Genomic DNA, 16,099 nt, shown 5'->3' on the forward strand with positions numbered 1-16,099 from the left:
AGCCGCAAAGAACAATACAGCCCTCCGGTTAGAGTTTACCGAATGATGATCCGCCAACCCCGTAGCGTTTTAGGACGGTCTGTGGGAGATTTGCGAAAACAATTTTCCTTTGATGTCCTTCTCATCCGACTTAATCGTCCTAGGCGAAGAGCGAGTGGTCAGCGTAGCGAATGGGATTGCGCGTTTATCCATGTTTGTGTAGCTTTCTCCGTGTTTTGAGGAGGAACTGTTTTCATGAACATGTCGGCAATCCCGCAAGAGCGGCACGAATTGATCCTAAAGCGGCTCGAAGAAGATGGACGCGTGCTCGCATCGACGCTGGCGCGCGAGCTGGGAGCGACCGAAGACACCATTCGACGCGACCTTCGGGAATTGGCAAAAGCCGGTCGCTGCCAGCGTGTTTATGGCGGCGCTTTGCCGATCATCAGGGCGTCGGCCTCCCTGCAGGCGCGCGACGGTCAGGGGCAGGCTCGAAAGGCTGCGCTGGCGCGCGCCGCCGTCAAGATCGTGCAGCCGGGGGACACTCTTCTGATCGACGCTGGATCGACCAACACCGCGATCGCCAGAGCATTGCCGGAGGGGCAGTCATTGACCGTCATCACCAATGCGCCTGCAGTCGCCAATCTGCTGCTGGGCCGAAACGGCGTGGATGTGATGGTGATTGGCGGACGCCTCGACCACAGAACCGGCGGCACGCTCGGCGCCCGCGCGCTCGATGAACTCCGCCGCCTGAAGGTGACCCTCTGTTTCCCGGGCATATGCGCCGTCTCAGTCGCCGATGGCATTACCGCTTTCGATCAGGAAGACGCTTTTCTGAAGGAGGCGATGATGCAGGCCAGCGCCGCCGTGGTCGCGGTGACGACCACGGACAAGATGGAAACGCGCGCCCCGTTCGGCGCAGCCCCGATCGCCAGCATCACCCATCTCGTTGTCGAGGCGGGAGCAGATCCTGCGGGCGTGGAGGCTTTCGCGAAGGCGGGTGTCGCCATTCACATCGCAGAGGAGGCTCGCAATGGCTGACACCCTGATCGTTCAGCGCCCGGTCGGCCCGAGGGTGGCGACCACGGCCATTTTCCTGATCAACGGATTGGGCATAGGGGCCTGGGCGGCCTGCATTCCCGCCCTTCGCCAGTCGCTTCACCTTTCCGATTCAGCACTTTCCCTGTGCCTGCTTGCCTTCTCAGGCGGCGGCATTGTCGGCATGCCGGCCGCCAGCCTGCTGGTCGCGCGGCTGGGCAGTCAAAAGACAACGATGTTCCTTGCGATAGCCTTTGCGCTCGCAATGGCTTTTCCGGGCTATGCTCTGTCTCTGCCGATCCTGATCGCCACAGCCTTTGTTTTCGGCATGGGCAAAGGCTTTCTCGATGTGGCGATGAACACCTATGCCGCCGCTGTCCAACGCAGCTGGGGCTCGGCGATCATGTCCTCGTTTCACGCCACCTTCAGCGTCGGCGGCCTTGTCGGGTCGGTGGCGATGGGGATGTTGTTTGCGCATGGCTTCGACGTCCGGACGGGGCTCTTATCGATGACGGCGATCGCTCTGCCGCTGATCGGGCTCGCCGCACTCCTGGTGCGCGGAGCGGCGGTCGAAGGAAGTGATGGCAACCCGGCCTCCACCTTTGCTCTCCCCAACCGCGCTCTGCTCGGCATCGGTTGCCTGTGCTTCCTTGCCTTACTGATGGAGGGCGGAATGGCGGACTGGTCGGGCGTCTATATGACAACCGTCGTTGGTGTCTCCACAGCAGGCGCTGCGGCTGGCTATGCCGCGTTTTCCGTGGCGATGATCATCGGTCGCGTATTTGGGGACTGGGCCGTCCACCGATGGGGCGAGCGCATTGTGCTTCGGCTTGGAGGAACGACCGCGGCTCTCGGCTTCGTCGCGGCCCTGGGGCCGGTCAATTCTGCCTCGACGATAATCGGTTTCGCTCTCGTTGGAATTGGCGCGTCCAATATCGTCCCGCTTCTGTTTTCAGCCGCTGCCCGATCCGAGACAGTTGCGCCGAGCGCTGCAATCGCGATGACGGCGACGGTGGGCTATGCTGGCTTCCTGCTTGGGCCACCGGTGATCGGCTTTGCCGCCGACCACATCGGCCTGCGCGCGGCCCTCGTTATTCTGCTTCTGGCCGCTGTCCTCATTGCTGGCTCTGCCGCTCGTGTGACCGGCGGGCGGGTCAATACCGGGGGATGATAGATCTTTGTCGCAAAAATTAAAGTTTCGCGACAGAGTTTTGCGACGGCCAATGACCCGTTTGGCTGGTACCTTCTTTTAGCAGACTGTTCCTTCAAATCGCATTGTCTTCCAACTGTCATGGTTCGCGAGCATCCTGCAGTCTGCAGTCTGCAGTCTGCAGTAATTGATCGTGGCCAAGCCGATAGCTCGGTCAGGAGGTCTCAATGGCGCAGACACCGGACAGGATGCTCATCAGCGCGACGGCCTGGCAAAAGGCCGTGGACCGCGAAGCTGTCATCCGGCCCATCGCATTCGAAAAGAAACTGACCGGCCCGGAGAGATTTGCCGCGTGCAGGCAGCTGGGTCTCAAGGCAACAAGGTTCTATCAACTGCTTGCTGTGATTAAGCGTGGAACTTTGACCCCTTTCGGCGCGGAAGAATGACCCCAGTTGTTGCAGACTAACATGCTGAGTGACTTTGTTTTTCTTTAGAACGACTGGGGTCACCGTTCGACGCCTATAGTGGGTCAAAGACCGCGCCGAAATTTAATAACCGGGCGGAGAATTCACATCAGCCGACACGACGGCGAGAGCGCATCATGAAGGGCTTCAAGTCAGCTCGACATCTCCAGCGTTTCGTCTCCATTCATGATCCGGTCGCCAATCTCTTCCACATTCCACGCCACGATATCCCGTCCCACCATCACCGTGAACTGAGAACCGCAGCCATGCAAATGTGGAGTGAGGTCGCGCGACTGCAAGCTGCGTGAGAGAAAACGGCGCTTACCAATCTTGGCCGCAGCCCTTTAACTTTACGGTGCCATCAAGCTGGTTTCGACCGCAATCTGACAAGCAGAAATCGTCGAATTACAATTCAAGCACCAACGCCAAGCCCGATCCATCCATCGCCCGGACCAGACAGTTAGACGGCATGCCCGGACAGCTCCGCCAGTCGCCTCTCGGCCTGGCGCCGGCGAATCTCCACCGCAAGCACCCCCAGAAGCGTGGCGGCGATCAGGATCACGGCCAAGGCATTGATGGTCGGGGTGATGCCGCTGCGCACCTTGGAGAACACATAGACCGTCATCGTGTCATGGGGGCCGCGGGTAAACAGCGTCACGTTGAAATTCTCGATCGACTGGAAGAAGGCGATGGCCGCCCCCGCGCCGATCGCCGGGTAGAGATGCGGCAGCAGGATGCGCCGCATCACCATGGCATGGCTGGCGCCGAGATCAAGCGCGGCTTCCTCGAAGGACCGGTCGAAGCTCTGCAGCCGCGCCAGCACCAAGAGCATCACGAAGGCGGCGATATAGGAGACCTGGCCGAGCACCGACAGATGCAAGCCGGCCGGCACCGACAGCGTGTTCCAGAACAGCAGCGTGGAGATGCCGATCACCGCCCCCGGCGTCAGGATCGGCGCCACCATCAGCCCGTAGAGCGCGTTGCGGACAGTGCCGGCCAGGCTGTTGATCAGGATGGCGGCGGCAGCGCCAATCGGCACCGACAGCGCGACGACGGCCAGCGCCACGATCAGCGTGTTGCCGAACGAATTCAGCAGCCGCGTGTCGTTCCACAGTTCCACGAACCAGGTCCAGGTGAAGCCTGCCCAGGGATACACGGAGGGAAAGCGCGAATCGTTGAAGGCAGCGCCGCCCATGACGATCAGCGGCGCCAGGAGATAGGCGAGGAAGAGATAGAGGTAGACTCGGAAGAGCCAGTCTGACTTGCGATTCATGGTCACCTCACTTGGCGATGTCGGAGAGCTTGACGCGGAACAGCCGCATCACGAGCGTTACGAACACGGTGCACAGGATCAGCAGCAGGAAGGCATAGGCAGAGCCGGTGTTCCAGTCGAGCGACTCAAACATCCATTGCTGGATGATCTCGGTGAACCAGCGCGAATTGGTCGACGCCAGCAGGGTGGGCACAAGGATCGAGCCGGCCGACAGCATGAACACCATCACCGACCCCGAGGCGATGCCGGGTTTGGCATGCGGCAGGATCACCCGCCAATGAGTCCGCCACCAGGGTGCGCCGAGATCCTCGGCTGCCTCGATCTGGTTGGTGTCGAGAGACTGGATGGCGTTGTAGACCGGAAACAGCATAAACAGCACATAGGTATAGACCAGGCCGATGATGATGCTGCGAAATCCGCTCATCCAGCGGATCGGCTTCTCGATCAGGTCGAGATTGATCAGCAGGTAGTTGAGCGGTCCCTTGAGCGACAGGATGATGAACCATGCAAACGAGCGCATGATCTCGCTGACCCACAGCGGCACCGTCAACAGCAGGAAGATGGTCGGCAGGCTCCTGGGCGATGCCTTCTTCGAGAGGAAGAAGGCCAGCGGATAGGCGATCAGGAAACACAGCACCGTAACGAAGGACGAGTAAAGCACCGTCGACACGAATACGGTGATGTGGATCGGACTTTGGAAGAAGGTCAGGTAGTTCTTCAGCGTGTAGACATCCTTCGGCCCGCCCATCTCCTGGACGGGCAGGTAGAGACGGAAGGAATTCTCGAACAAGTAGAAATTTGGCAGGATGACCAGCGCCAGCAGCCAGAACGTGGTCAGCAGGCAGATCAGCACCGTCAGCACCATGCCATAGCGGTTGACCAGGTCCTTCATGTCGCTTGCCCCAGGCTAGCCGGAATTTCATCCGACAGAATCACCGCCCGATCGGCATCGAACGCGGCAAACAGCTTGGCGCCGCGCTCGATTTCCAGTCCCTGGCCCTCGTTGCGCATTTCCGAGACGATGGTGCGGCCGGAGCCATCGCGGGTGAGGATGGAGATGAAATTGCCTTCGAAGGCGATGTCGGTAACCTCGACGGAGACCGCATTGGCTTCAGCCGGCGCGTTGGTCAGGGTGACGTGCTCGGGCCGGACATAGAGCTTGGCGCTGGCATCGAGATTGGGCCCGAGCCGCGCTGTGAAGATGCCGGTGTCTGTCTTGAAGCTGCCCTGGCCGGCATTGACCGTCACCAGTTCGCCCTTGAAGATGTTGCTTTCGCCGACGAAGGAGGCCACGAAACCGTTGGCTGGACGATCGTAGATCTCGCGCGGCCTGGCCACCTGCTGCAGCTTGCCATGCGACATGACGCCGACGCGGTCCGACATCGCCAGCGCTTCGCCCTGGTCATGGGTGATGTAGATGAAGGTGACATTGGTGCGCTTCTGGATGGCGCGCAGTTCGGCGCGCATGTGCTGGCGCAGTTTCAGGTCGAGCGCCGACAGCGGTTCATCGAGCAGCATCACCGAGGGCTCGACGGCCAGTGCCCGGGCAATGGCGACGCGCTGTTTCTGGCCGCCCGACAGGTGGCTGACGGCCTTGTCTGCGGCATTGGGCAGATCGACCAGCGCCAGCAGTTCCTCGGCGCGGCTCCGGCGGATCTTCTTGTCGACACCGCGCGCCTCCAGTCCGAAGGCGATGTTTTCCCAGACCGGCATCAGCGGAAACAGCGCCAGGTTCTGGAAGATCAGCGCCGTCGGCCGCTGGTTGGGCCGCTGGTCTTTCATGTCCTTGCCGCCGATGCGGATCACGCCGCTGCTTGGAGACACGAAGCCGGAGACCATGCGCAGGATCGTCGTCTTGCCGCAGCCGGAGGGGCCGAGAAACGAGAAAAATTCACCCGCCTCAATTTTGAGCGATACGTTGTCCACGGCGCGGAATTTGCCGAAATCCGCACATACATCCTGTAATTCGACACTGGCGCTCATTGCCGGAGCTTTTCCCCTGTGACCTCAGCGGGTCATTTCTTTTGATTGTGGTCGGAACGGTCGCCGGGAAGATCCCGGCGACCGGCAACAGTGTTTTAGGCTGCCTTGTACTTGTCGGCATATTCGCCGCGCTTGGAGAGGAACCAGGCGGCCTGGTCGGGCCACCAGTAGAGCTTGCTGATCGCATCGCCCGGGAAGCTTGCCTTATAGAATTCCAGCACCGCCGGATCCATCAGATCGATGCCGCCCTTGCCGACCGGGTTAGAGGAAAACGCCGTTGCCCACAGGGCAGAGCCTTCGGCGGTCGACACCCATTTGGCAAATTCATGCGCCTGCTCGACATTCCTGGCGCTCTTCAGCAGCACCAGGCCCTGGTTCCATGCAAACGCGCCTTCCTTGGGTGCGACATAGGCATAGCCTTCCTTCACCAGGTTGAAGCCGGTGGAATCCCAGCACAGGCCGAGGACGGCGCCGTTGCTGCGGAAGGCCGCCTGGGCTTCGTTCTCACCGCTCCAGAACTGCACGACATTGGTCTTGGCCTTGATCGCCTCGGCCAGCGCGATGTCCCACAGCTCGACCATGGTCTTCTCGTCCTTGTAGCCGTCGATCCACGGCTTGGGCAGCTTGCCCTGGCTGTCGAGGAATCGGCCCATGGCGGCGATCGCCGAATGGCCGCGCACGGTCACCTGATTCTTCGGGTCGAACAGGTCGCCGAGGCTGGCCTTGCCGTATTCGGTGGGGAAGCCTTCCTTGTTGTAGACCAGCGCTTCGGTGCCCCAGACCGAGGGGACGAACAGCTTCTTGCCTTCGATCGTGGCGCGCTCGCCGGCCGAACCGTCGGCCAGGCCCGGCGCATAGTTGTCGATCGCCAGCTTGCTGACGTCCCAGCCTTGCAGCAGGCCGTTGGAGGCCCAGGCGGAGACGCGGTCCAGCGTCGGCTCGACGACATCGGAGGCGCCGGTTTCCAGCGAGATCTTGGCCTGGGCAAACATCGTGTCCTGGTCAGGTTGCTCGGTGAAGTTGACCTTGATGCCGGTGGCCTTGGTGAAGGCCGGGAAGACCTTCTCGGCCATGCCGGGATAGCCGGCCCAGCCGGTGAAGTTGACTTCGCCGGACGAAGCCAGCGCGCCGGAGGAAAGGAAGGCGGGGGCGGCAAGCGCGCCTGCGCCGATGGCCGTGCTTTTGAGGATCGTGCGGCGCGTCAGCACCTTGTCGAGAATGGTCATGGCAGTCTCCCGGTTAGAGATAAAGTTTGTGTGATGTTCCCGCCGGTGTCCCCGGTCTTGCTGTTGTGATCTGGATGTTACGAATTGGATTGGCGTACGCTTGCCGCCATGCCCACGGCTTGCTTGCCGCCGGAGACGCATTCCGCCAGCACGCAGAGCAGCTCGAACAGCACGGTGGCGCCGAGAAAGGCGGTGGCGCCTGCCGGATCGAGCGGTGGCGACACTTCCACAACATCGGCGCCGACCAGATTCAGCCCGCGCAGGCCGCGCACGACCTGCAGCGCCTGGTAGCTGTTGGGGCCGCCGACTTCGGGCGTACCTGTGCCGGGCGCGAAAGCCGGGTCGATGAAATCGATGTCATAGCTGCAATAGGTCTCGCCGGTGCCGGCGATGGCGCGGGCCTCTTCCATCACATCGTCGACGCCGCGCTTATGGAACTCTTCGATCGGGATCACCCTGATGCCGACCGCATCGGCAAAGTCGCGATCCTCGAAATCATAGGCAGGGCCCCTTATGCCGATCATGCAGACGCGCTTTGGATCGAGCAGGCCTTCCTCGACCGCCCGCCGGAACGGCGTGCCGTGAGTGTATTTGAAACCGCCGAAATAGGAGTGGAAGAGATCGGTGTGGCTGTCGAAATGCACCATGCCCAGCGGCCGCTCGCTGGCCAGTGCTCTGAGGATCGGCAAGCTGCAGAGATGGTCGCCGCCGGCCGTCAGCGGCACGATGCCGGAGGCCCGCACCTGCTGGTAGAAGTCGGTGATCCGGCGCATGGAATCGGCCACGTCCGCGGGATTGGGACCGACATCGCCGAGATCGGCGCAGCGGGCCAGGTCATAGGGGCGCACTCTTGTCGCGCCGTTCTGGAAGCGGACCATCGTCGATTGGTCGCGCAACTGGCGAGGTGCATGGCGCGGGCCGGGGCGGTTGGTGGTTCCGCCGTCCCATGGCACACCGATTATGCCGATCTCCACTTCGGACAGGCGCGGATTGTCGAGCGCGATATGCGGTAGGCGCATGAATGTCGCTATGCCTGCAAATCGCGGCAGATCCACCCCTGAAATCGGGTGAAAATCGTTGTTGGCCATTCCGTTCCCCTCGCGGATTTTCCCGCTGTTGTTACAGACAAGCTAGCCATGAACGGAAGGACTGACAATGATATATTTGGCAAAATGCCTCGACGTTAAGATTAGAATTTAGTTAGATTGCCAACCTTCGGATTATTGCTTATATAAAGGTCTTACTGTGCATTTTTGTTAGTCATATTGCCCAAAAATATATCACAGATTTGCTGCGGAGAATCTGCGCGCCGCAATAAAAACGCCCGGTAAATGGCCGGAAATCAACGGCCGGCAAGGGGCGAAGGGCGCCATAGACAGGATAGCTGACCGCTGGATGCTCTGGACCCCCGTTCGCCGGATTCTGGACCTGTCTGACACGACGGCGCCTGACTATGAGTGGAGTGCCCGTCGACCGGCATATCGGAGAAAATCGGATGGACGCCGTCATCATCGCTCTTGTCACCACAGGCGCTGCCGCCTTTCGCGGCATGACCGGCTTTGGTTATGCGCTGGTGGCAGCACTCGGCTTTGCCGGCAGCTTCTCGCCCACAGCCATGGTGCCGTTCATCCTGATCAACGACCTGATGCTGACAGGGTTCACGGTCGTCGACAGAGGCCGCAGTCCAATCGACTGGCCGGTGACGCGGCTGCTGCTGCTGGCCGGATTGTGCGGCGCCCTGTGCGGCAGTTTACTGGTGCCATATTTGGCGGACGATCTGGCGCGGTTGCTGGTGTCGGCCACCATCGTGCTGGCGGCCTGCACGGCGTTGGTCCATCAACCGCCTGCCTGGCTGGCCAACTGGATGCTGGGCCTTGTCATCGGTTTCGTGGTCGGCGTGCTGCTGTCGGCTTTTGCTGTCGGCGGGCCATTGATCGCCGCATGGCTGCTCGCCGGCGGCACGCGGCGCGAAACGATGCGCGGCACGCTGGCGGTTTTCTTCGGCGTCATCGACCTGTTCACGCTGGCAAGCCGCGCCTATCTCGGCGGTCTCGGCGGCGACCTGCCGCATCTGCTGCTGCTCTATAGTCCGCTGACGCTGGCGGGCTTCGGGCTCGGCTATTTCCTGTCGCACCGGCTGCCACCGGAGGTCTGGGCCCGCGTCTCGGCTATCGGACTGGTGATCATCGCCGCTGTCGGTTTCATCCAGACGCTCTATGCCCTAATTTTCGTCTAGTTCTTCGGAGAGGTCCACCATGTCCAAAATCGCGATCGTTACCGGCGCCACGTCAGGCTTTGGCAAGGCCATTGCCCAGCGTCTAGTCGCCGAAGGCTGGAATGTTGTGCTGACCGGACGTCGCAAGGAGCGGCTGGATACGCTGGTGGCCGAACTCGGCGGCCCTGACCGCGCCTTCCCACTGTGCTTCGACATCCGTGACGAACAGGCCGCGCGCGCCGCACTCGTCGAACTGCCGGAGCGCTTTGCCGCCATCGACCTGCTCGTCAACAATGCCGGCCTGGCGCTCGGCAATGGCCCTGCCCAGGACTGCGACCTGGCGCAATGGCGAACGATGATCGACACCAACATCACCGGCCTGGTGACGATCACGAGGTTGCTGCTCGAGACGCTGATCGCCCGGCGTGGCCTGGTGGTCAACCTTGCCTCGATCGCCTCCAGCTGGCCCTATCCGGGGGGCAATGTCTATGCCGGCACCAAGGCCTTTGTCCGGCAATTCTCGCTCGGACTGAGGAGCGATCTGTCCGGTAAGGGCGTGCGCGTCACCTCCATCGAGCCGGGCCTGTCGGAAAGCGAATTCACCTTGGTGCGCACCGGCGGCGACCAGGCGGCATATGACAGGCTCTATGCCGGCGCTCATCCGCTGCAACCCGAAGACATCGCCGAGACGGTGCATTGGGTGGCGTCGCTACCTGCCCATGTCAACATCAACAGCATCGAGATCATGCCGGTCAGCCAGTCCTGGGCGCCGTTCCAGATTTATCGCGAGGGGTGAGGACCAGGCCGGAGATCGGCTGCCCTCCCGACATCGCCTCCCCCCTCTGTCGCGAAGCTGACAGAGGGGGGCGTGGGGACAATGCAGATATGATGGCGCTACCCGAACACCTTGGTCAGCGCCTTGTCGATCGCATCGGTAATCGCGTCGATATCGGCCTCCCGGGCGATCAGCGCCGGGCTGAGGCAGAGCGTGTTGTTGAAGCCGGGCAGCGAGCGGTTGGTGGCGCCGATGATCACCCCCTGCGCATAGCAATCGGCAATCACCGCCTGCACCAGCTTTTCCGGCGCCGGTTCCTTGCTCGTCCGGTCGGCGACCAGTTCGGCGCCGCAGAACAGGCCGGCGCCACGCACGTCGCCGATAACCTTGTGGCGCTCCATCAAGGCGTTGAGGTTGGCAACCAGCCGCTTTCCCATGACAAGCGTGTTGTCGAGAAGGTTCTCGTCCTCGATGATACGCATGTTCTCGAGCGCCGCGGCCGGGCCGGCTACGCAGCCGCCGAAGGTGGAGATGTCGCGGAAATAGGACATCGGATCGTTGGCGTCGTCCTTGAATTGCTCGAAGATCGCCTCCGTCGTCACCGTGCACGAGATCGCCGCATAGCCGGAAGCCACGCCCTTGGCCATGGTGACGAAATCCGGCTGCACGCCGAAGTTCTGATACCCGAACCACTGGCCGGTGCGGCCGACGCCGCAGACGACCTCGTCGATATGCAGTAGGATATTGTAGCGCTTGCAGATCTCCTGCACCTTCTCCCAATAGCCCGGTGGCGGCACGATGACGCCGCCACCGGCGGTGATCGGCTCCAGGCACAGCAGGCCGATCGTGTCGGGACCTTCGCGCAGGATCACCTCCTCGATGGCCTGTGCGGCACGCTCGCCGTAATTGTCGATGGCGCCGTACTGGCTGCGATATTCCAGGCAGTGCGGCACTTCGACGAAACCCTCGGGCAGGGGGCCATACTGTTCGCGGCGCTGCGGCTGGCCGGCCGCCGCCAGCGTCCCGAGCGTTGTGCCGTGATAGTCGCGCTCGCGGTAGAGGATCTTGTATTTCTTGCCGGCATGGTGGCGATAGGAGATCTGCCGCACCATCTTGAAGACCTTCTCATTGGCCTCCGAACCGGAATTGGAATAGTAGACGCGACTCAGGCCAGGCATTTTCGAGATCAGTTTTTCCGCGAATTTCGCCCCGGCAATCGAGCCGGCCGAATTGGCGAAGTAGTTGAGCTTGATCAGTTGGTCGCGCACCGCATCGGCAATGCTTTCGCGACCGAAGCCGACATTGACGGTCCAGACGCCGCCTGACAGCGCGTCGAGATACTCCTTGCCGGCGGCATCCCAGACACGCATGCCGCGGCCTTCCACGAAGATGCGCGGATCGACGGTCTCGTAGCCCTTGTGCTGGCTGAGATGATGCCAGACATGGGCGCGGTCGGCCTCGATGACGTCGCGGATGTCATTGGGTTGGGCGGCGATGTTCATGGCAGGTCTCCGTGTGTCTGGATGTGCGCTCACCCTAGCATGACGGGCGCGTTGCGGGAGGCGCCTCGCTGCCTGGATCCGTGGAAAATCCCGTCTGGTCCTGCACCTGTCAGGCTCCCGACGGCGGCGGGCTTTCAGCCTTCTCGGCCATCGGGCGAAAGACCCGCCCGCGGCGGCAGCAATCCTCGACGACGGCGCCGAGCAGCATCAGCCCGGGCTCGATGCGATGGGTAGCGATCGAGCTGAATCCCAGGCGGAAGAAGCGCCGTCCCAGCGCCGGGTTGGAAAAGAAGATGTCGCCGGCCTCGATCAGGATGCCCTGCGCCCGCGCCATCTCCACCAGCAGCCGGCTGTCGAGTTCCGGCGGCCCCTCGATCCACAAGCTCGTCGACCCGGCGCCACGCGAAAACCGGCAGGACGGCATCGCCACCGGTAACAGCCTTTCGATCAGCTGGGCCCGCTCGAGCATCGCCTTTCCGGCCCGGGCCAGATGTTGGCGATGATGACCAAGTGCGATGAAGGTGGCGAGCGTCCGCTGATTGTTGGTCGGCGGGTGCCGCAGCATCAGCCGCCGCAACACCCGCAATTCGTCGATCACCGGTTTGGGGGCGACCACGTAGCCGATCCGCAGGCCGGGCGCCAGCACCTTGGAAAAGCTGCCGACATAGATCACGCGGCTGGCGGAATCGAGGCTCTTCAGCGACGCGATGGCGCTGTCGGCCTCGATCGAGAGATCGGCATCGTAGTCGTCTTCGACGATCAGCACGTCGTGCAGCATCGCCGCGTCGAGCAGCGCCTGCCGCCGCTCCAACGGCATGACCGTGGTGGTCGGGCATTGATGCCCTGCCGTCAGGAAGGCCACCCTGCTGCGGGCGAACCGCTCGTCCGGAAGCACGCCCTGGTGGTCGCTGGCCAGGAACACCGGTTTGCGTGTCGCCAGCTGCACCATGTTGCGCAGATCCGGATAGCCGGGATCCTCGAGCCCGACCGGTGTGTCGCGGCCGACCAGCAATTGCACCAGCATCGACAGCGCCTGCTGCGAGCCGATGGTGACGATAATCTCGCCGCGGGCCGCGATGATGCCGCGACGCGGCAGCACCTGCAGGCGCAGCTGTTCCGACAGGTCGGGATCATCGTCGTCGATCATGTCGCTGGCCCAGACCTGGATCTCCTGGACGCTCGAGGTTGCCCGCACCGCCTCGCGCCAGTCATTGGTGGGAAACAGACCCGGATCATACTGGCCGAACAGGAAGGGATAGGGATGGGCGCGCCAGTCTCGCGGCTTGCAGATCTGCGGCAGCCGCGATGGTTGCATGGCAAAGCGCGATGACCAGTCCGGGGCGGATTCGGCAGACGCCGCCGGAGCGGGCGCCAGCCGGTCGGCCGATGCGGCAGCAAAGATACCGCTGCGCTCGCGCGACACCAGCACGCCCTCGTAGATCAGCTGCTGGTAGGCCGCCGTCACCGTGTTGCGGCCGATGCCGAGATCGGCAGCCAGCTGCCGGCTGGATGGCAGCCGGGCATGGGCGCCCAGCACACCTGTCTCCACCGCCCGCACGATCATGCGGCGCACCTGAAGAGTCAACGCCTGCCCTTCGTGATCGATCCCGCCAAACAGCCGCCGCCAGGTCAGGTCCGGCTGCAGCCGGAGATTTTGCTTGGAGAGTCTCATGGGCCAGGCGAAGCAAGAAGCGGGCCAGACTGAGGCGAGCACCGTGCGCTTTTGATAAGCGTTGGTGCATGAATTATAATTCAACGATTTCCGCTTATCCGATTGCGGTCGAAACCAGCTTGATTGATCCCGCATGCCACATAAACATAACACCGACCGCCGCCGCCACATCGGCAAAGTGAGGTTCAAACTGGCGAACTGGGCGGAGTATGAGGCGGGCCTTCGCCGCCGTGGCAGCTTGACCCTTTGGATAACGCCGGATGCGCTGGCGAGCTGGGCTGCCCCACATCGCAAGACGCGTGGTGGCCAGCCTTGCTCCCAGTCAAATGTGCCGACAAACCTTAGAGCCCGTTTCGAAAGTTCACGTGTAGATCCAATATTTTGCGATGCGCCGGGTTAACATTCGGATTGATGCGATCTGGGCCCATGCTGTTGCGCTTTGGACCGATTTCTCCCAATCCTTGGCGAGACGTCGGCAGCGCCCGAGCCATGCGAATGTGCGTTCTACCACCCATCTGCGCGGCAGCAAGACGAAGCCTTTGGCCACGTCGGAGCGCTTGATGATTTCGATCGTCCATTGACCGTGCCCGCGCATGGCTGCCTTCAACTTGTCGCCTGCATAGCCGCCATCGGCGAAGATGTGGCGCAACCACGGAAAGCGGCGGCGGATCGCCTTGAGCACATCAGGCGCACCATCCCTATCCTGCACATCGGCTCCATGGATGAGCACGAAGATCAGAAATCCAAGCGTATCGGTCACGATATGGCGTTTGCGGCCCTTAATCTTCTTGCCTGCATCATAACCGGAAATGCCGCCGCTTTCCGTGGTTTTGACGCTCTGGCTATCAATAACACCGGCCGTGGGCTGAGCTTCTCTTCCCTCGATCTCACGCGCGGTCATCACCAGAAGCTGATTGATCGTCTCCCAAAGGCCAATCGCACGCCAGGCGTGGAAATAGCCTCGCACCGTCGAGACCGGTGGAAAATCAACCGGCAACATCCGCCATTGGCAACCGCTCGATGCAATATAGAGGATTGCTTCCACAACCGAGCGCATGGCCGTTTTCCTCGGTCGGCCGCCACTGCGCGGCGGCGGGATCAACACTTCAATCAGCGCCCATTCCCGGTCTGTCAAATCGCTTGGATACCGAAGCGTATCGCGGTTATGTTCACGACGAGCGGTAGCAGTCCAGGTCATCAGACACTCCTCTTGATTCAGCACCAAAAGGGAATCACAACCTGCTGTTATCGCTCAACTACTTTTAAATCGGCCTCTAAGTTATGCTGCCATGGCTGGTTCTTCCAGCATGGCGTAGTATCGTTGCTCAGCCTCTGCTGGCGGAATGTTTCCGATGGGCTCTAGGAGGCGGCGATTGTTGAACCAATCGACCCATTCGAGCGTGGCGAATTCTACAGCTTCGAAGTTGCGCCACGGTCCTCGCCGATGGATGACCTCGGCCTTGTAAAGACCGTTGATCGTTTCGGCGAGAGCATTGTCATAACTGTCGCCGACGCTTCCGACGGAAGGCTCGATGCCGGCCTCCGCCAACCGTTCGGAATATTTGATCGACACGTATTGAACACCCCTGTCGGAATGGTGGATGAGCCCGCCACGTTTGACGGGCCGGCGGTTATGAAGCGCCTGATCAAGGGCATCAAGAACGAACCCTGCATGTGCCGTCCGGCTTGCTCGCCAACCGACAATGCGGCGGGCGAAAGCGTCGATCACGAAAGCCACGTAGACGAAACCCTGCCAGGTGGCCACATAGGTGAAGTCGGAAAGCCACAGCATGTTCGGCGCTGGAGCTTTGAATTGGCGGTTCACGCGGTCGAGCGGGCATGGAGCAGCCTTGTCCGAGACAGTGGTTTTGACAGGCTTGCCGCGAATGATACCCTGAAGCCCCATAGCCTTCATAAGCCGTGCGACGGTGCAACGGGCGACATCGAAGCCTTCCCGCTGCAATTGCCGCCACACTTTCCGAACGCCATAGACCTGGAAGTTCTCATTGAACACGCGGCGTATCTCGACCTTCAGGGTCATGTCACGCCGGGCGCGGAACGACAGACGGCCTACGTCCGTGCGTTTGGCAACGACATCATAATAGGTGGACGGGGCAATCGGCAGCAGTCTGCAGATCGGCTCGACCCCGAGCACCGAACGGTGTTCGTCGATGAAAGAAATCATCGCTTCAGTGGGCGGTCGAGCTTCCTCTCACCCGACAGGCGAATGCTTGCATTCGCCGATAGGGGCCATCGCAAAATACGCCGACGCTTTGCGCAATATCTCATTGGCCTGACGAAGTTCGCGGCTCTCCCGCTCCAATGCCTTCAACTTCTCGGCCACATCCCTCGGCAAACCTGCCCGCTTGCCGCTATCGACCTCGGCCTTCTTCACCCACTCATTGAGCGTGTGCGCCGAGCAGCCGATCTTGGCCGCTATCGAGGAAACGGCGGCCCATCGCGACGGATGCTCGGCTTCGTGCTCTGTCACCATGCGCACAGCGCGGGCGCGGACTTCAGGAGAGAATTTGTTCGTCGTCTTGCTTGTCATAGACCCTACTTCTCACAAGTTCGGGTCTCCGGCAAACCCTGGGCGGTTCACACCTCTTTTTGAGGCAGCCTCTGAGATTTTCCTTTATAAAGGCCAGAAAATTGACAGGTATGGTGGTGGGCCCTGGTCACGGTTCTTCTCTCCTCAAGGCACGCCCGATTTAGGGCGAGCGTTGCCACCAGGGACAGCTGGGCAGCAACTTCGGACATTCGAGGTGATGAAACCCTTTCCAGTTCAATCGGGGCAGGTAGCACCCGCATTCGGGCAAATT

General features: G+C 61.5%; 14 protein-coding genes, 3 pseudogenes and 1 other annotated feature. Of the genes and pseudogenes, 7 read left to right on the forward strand and 10 right to left on the reverse strand.

Going from position 1 to position 16,099, the window contains the following annotated elements:
• The first annotated feature begins 234 nt into the window (after positions 1-234).
• The 4 genes and pseudogenes from E8Q41_RS08755 to E8Q41_RS08770 form a co-directional block, all read left to right on the forward strand.
• On the forward strand, positions 235-1,020 hold the full coding sequence (locus E8Q41_RS08755) for a DeoR/GlpR family DNA-binding transcription regulator (RefSeq protein ID WP_137155157.1): 786 nt from the start codon (positions 235-237) through the stop codon (positions 1,018-1,020).
• A gap of 34 nt (positions 1,021-1,054) precedes the next feature.
• Positions 1,055-2,188: an MFS transporter gene (locus tag E8Q41_RS08760; RefSeq protein ID WP_170976416.1), complete on the forward strand. Its 1,134-nt coding sequence runs from the start codon at positions 1,055-1,057 to the stop codon at positions 2,186-2,188.
• A gap of 206 nt (positions 2,189-2,394) precedes the next feature.
• The gene (locus tag E8Q41_RS08765; RefSeq protein WP_205910381.1) at positions 2,395-2,613 is read left to right on the forward strand and encodes a hypothetical protein; all 219 of its coding nucleotides are present in this window, start codon (positions 2,395-2,397) and stop codon (positions 2,611-2,613) included.
• 104 nt (positions 2,614-2,717) lie between these two features.
• Positions 2,718-2,939: pseudogene (locus E8Q41_RS08770) on the forward strand (IS6 family transposase); the annotation flags it as partial.
• A gap of 152 nt (positions 2,940-3,091) precedes the next feature.
• Here the strand turns inward: E8Q41_RS08770 and E8Q41_RS08775 are convergent.
• From E8Q41_RS08775 to E8Q41_RS08795, 5 genes are all read right to left on the reverse strand, one after another.
• Positions 3,092-3,904: an ABC transporter permease gene (locus E8Q41_RS08775; protein WP_137155159.1), complete on the reverse strand. Its 813-nt coding sequence runs from the start codon at positions 3,902-3,904 to the stop codon at positions 3,092-3,094.
• Positions 3,905-3,911: 7 nt separating this feature from the next.
• On the reverse strand, positions 3,912-4,796 hold the full coding sequence (locus E8Q41_RS08780) for an ABC transporter permease (RefSeq protein ID WP_137155160.1): 885 nt from the start codon (positions 4,794-4,796) through the stop codon (positions 3,912-3,914).
• Entirely contained in the window at positions 4,793-5,887 is a 1,095-nt protein-coding gene (locus tag E8Q41_RS08785; RefSeq protein WP_137155161.1) for an ABC transporter ATP-binding protein, read from the reverse strand. The genes E8Q41_RS08780 and E8Q41_RS08785 overlap by 4 nt, the downstream gene beginning before the upstream one ends.
• A 95-nt stretch (positions 5,888-5,982) precedes the next feature.
• Positions 5,983-7,113: an extracellular solute-binding protein gene (locus E8Q41_RS08790; RefSeq protein WP_170976417.1), complete on the reverse strand. Its 1,131-nt coding sequence runs from the start codon at positions 7,111-7,113 to the stop codon at positions 5,983-5,985.
• A 77-nt stretch (positions 7,114-7,190) separates the two neighbouring features.
• Positions 7,191-8,201, reverse strand: a complete 1,011-nt coding sequence (locus E8Q41_RS08795; RefSeq protein ID WP_137155163.1) for an agmatinase — start codon at positions 8,199-8,201, stop codon at positions 7,191-7,193.
• 407 nt (positions 8,202-8,608) lie between these two features.
• Between E8Q41_RS08795 and E8Q41_RS08800 the strand changes: the two genes are divergently transcribed.
• Positions 8,609-9,349: a TSUP family transporter gene (locus tag E8Q41_RS08800; RefSeq protein ID WP_170976418.1), complete on the forward strand. Its 741-nt coding sequence runs from the start codon at positions 8,609-8,611 to the stop codon at positions 9,347-9,349.
• Positions 9,350-9,368: 19 nt separating this feature from the next.
• A complete protein-coding gene (locus tag E8Q41_RS08805) occupies positions 9,369-10,124 on the forward strand; it encodes an SDR family NAD(P)-dependent oxidoreductase (RefSeq protein ID WP_137155165.1) in 756 nt (251 codons plus the stop codon).
• Positions 10,125-10,222: 98 nt separating this feature from the next.
• Here E8Q41_RS08805 and E8Q41_RS08810 read toward each other — a convergent pair whose 3' ends face one another.
• Complete coding sequence (locus E8Q41_RS08810) at positions 10,223-11,605, reverse strand: aminotransferase class III-fold pyridoxal phosphate-dependent enzyme (protein ID WP_137155166.1); 1,383 nt, start codon at positions 11,603-11,605, stop codon at positions 10,223-10,225.
• A 109-nt stretch (positions 11,606-11,714) separates the two neighbouring features.
• Entirely contained in the window at positions 11,715-13,277 is a 1,563-nt protein-coding gene (locus E8Q41_RS08815; protein ID WP_137155167.1) for a PLP-dependent aminotransferase family protein, read from the reverse strand.
• 133 nt (positions 13,278-13,410) lie between these two features.
• On the opposite strand from E8Q41_RS08815, the pseudogene E8Q41_RS08820 reads away from it, so the two are divergent.
• Positions 13,411-13,590 (forward strand): annotated as a pseudogene (locus tag E8Q41_RS08820) (IS5/IS1182 family transposase); the annotation flags it as partial.
• Positions 13,591-13,638: 48 nt separating this feature from the next.
• Here the strand turns inward: E8Q41_RS08820 and E8Q41_RS08825 are convergent.
• The 3 genes and pseudogenes from E8Q41_RS08825 to E8Q41_RS25845 form a co-directional block, all read right to left on the reverse strand.
• Positions 13,639-14,475 (reverse strand): IS5 family transposase, encoded by an 837-nt coding sequence (locus E8Q41_RS08825; protein ID WP_137155168.1) that lies wholly within the window; start codon positions 14,473-14,475, stop codon positions 13,639-13,641.
• Positions 14,476-14,556: 81 nt separating this feature from the next.
• A pseudogene (locus E8Q41_RS08830) lies at positions 14,557-15,828 on the reverse strand (IS3 family transposase).
• Positions 15,388-15,544 (reverse strand) — a sequence feature (AL1L pseudoknot). Its footprint overlaps the pseudogene before it by 157 nt.
• A gap of 47 nt (positions 15,829-15,875) precedes the next feature.
• Positions 15,876-16,099: hypothetical protein (locus tag E8Q41_RS25845; RefSeq protein ID WP_246660135.1), on the reverse strand; the 224-nt coding region annotated here is incomplete at its 5' end.

This window comes from Rhizobium sp. FKL33 (assembly GCF_005222915.1).
GTDB lineage: Bacteria > Pseudomonadota > Alphaproteobacteria > Rhizobiales > Rhizobiaceae > Rhizobium_E.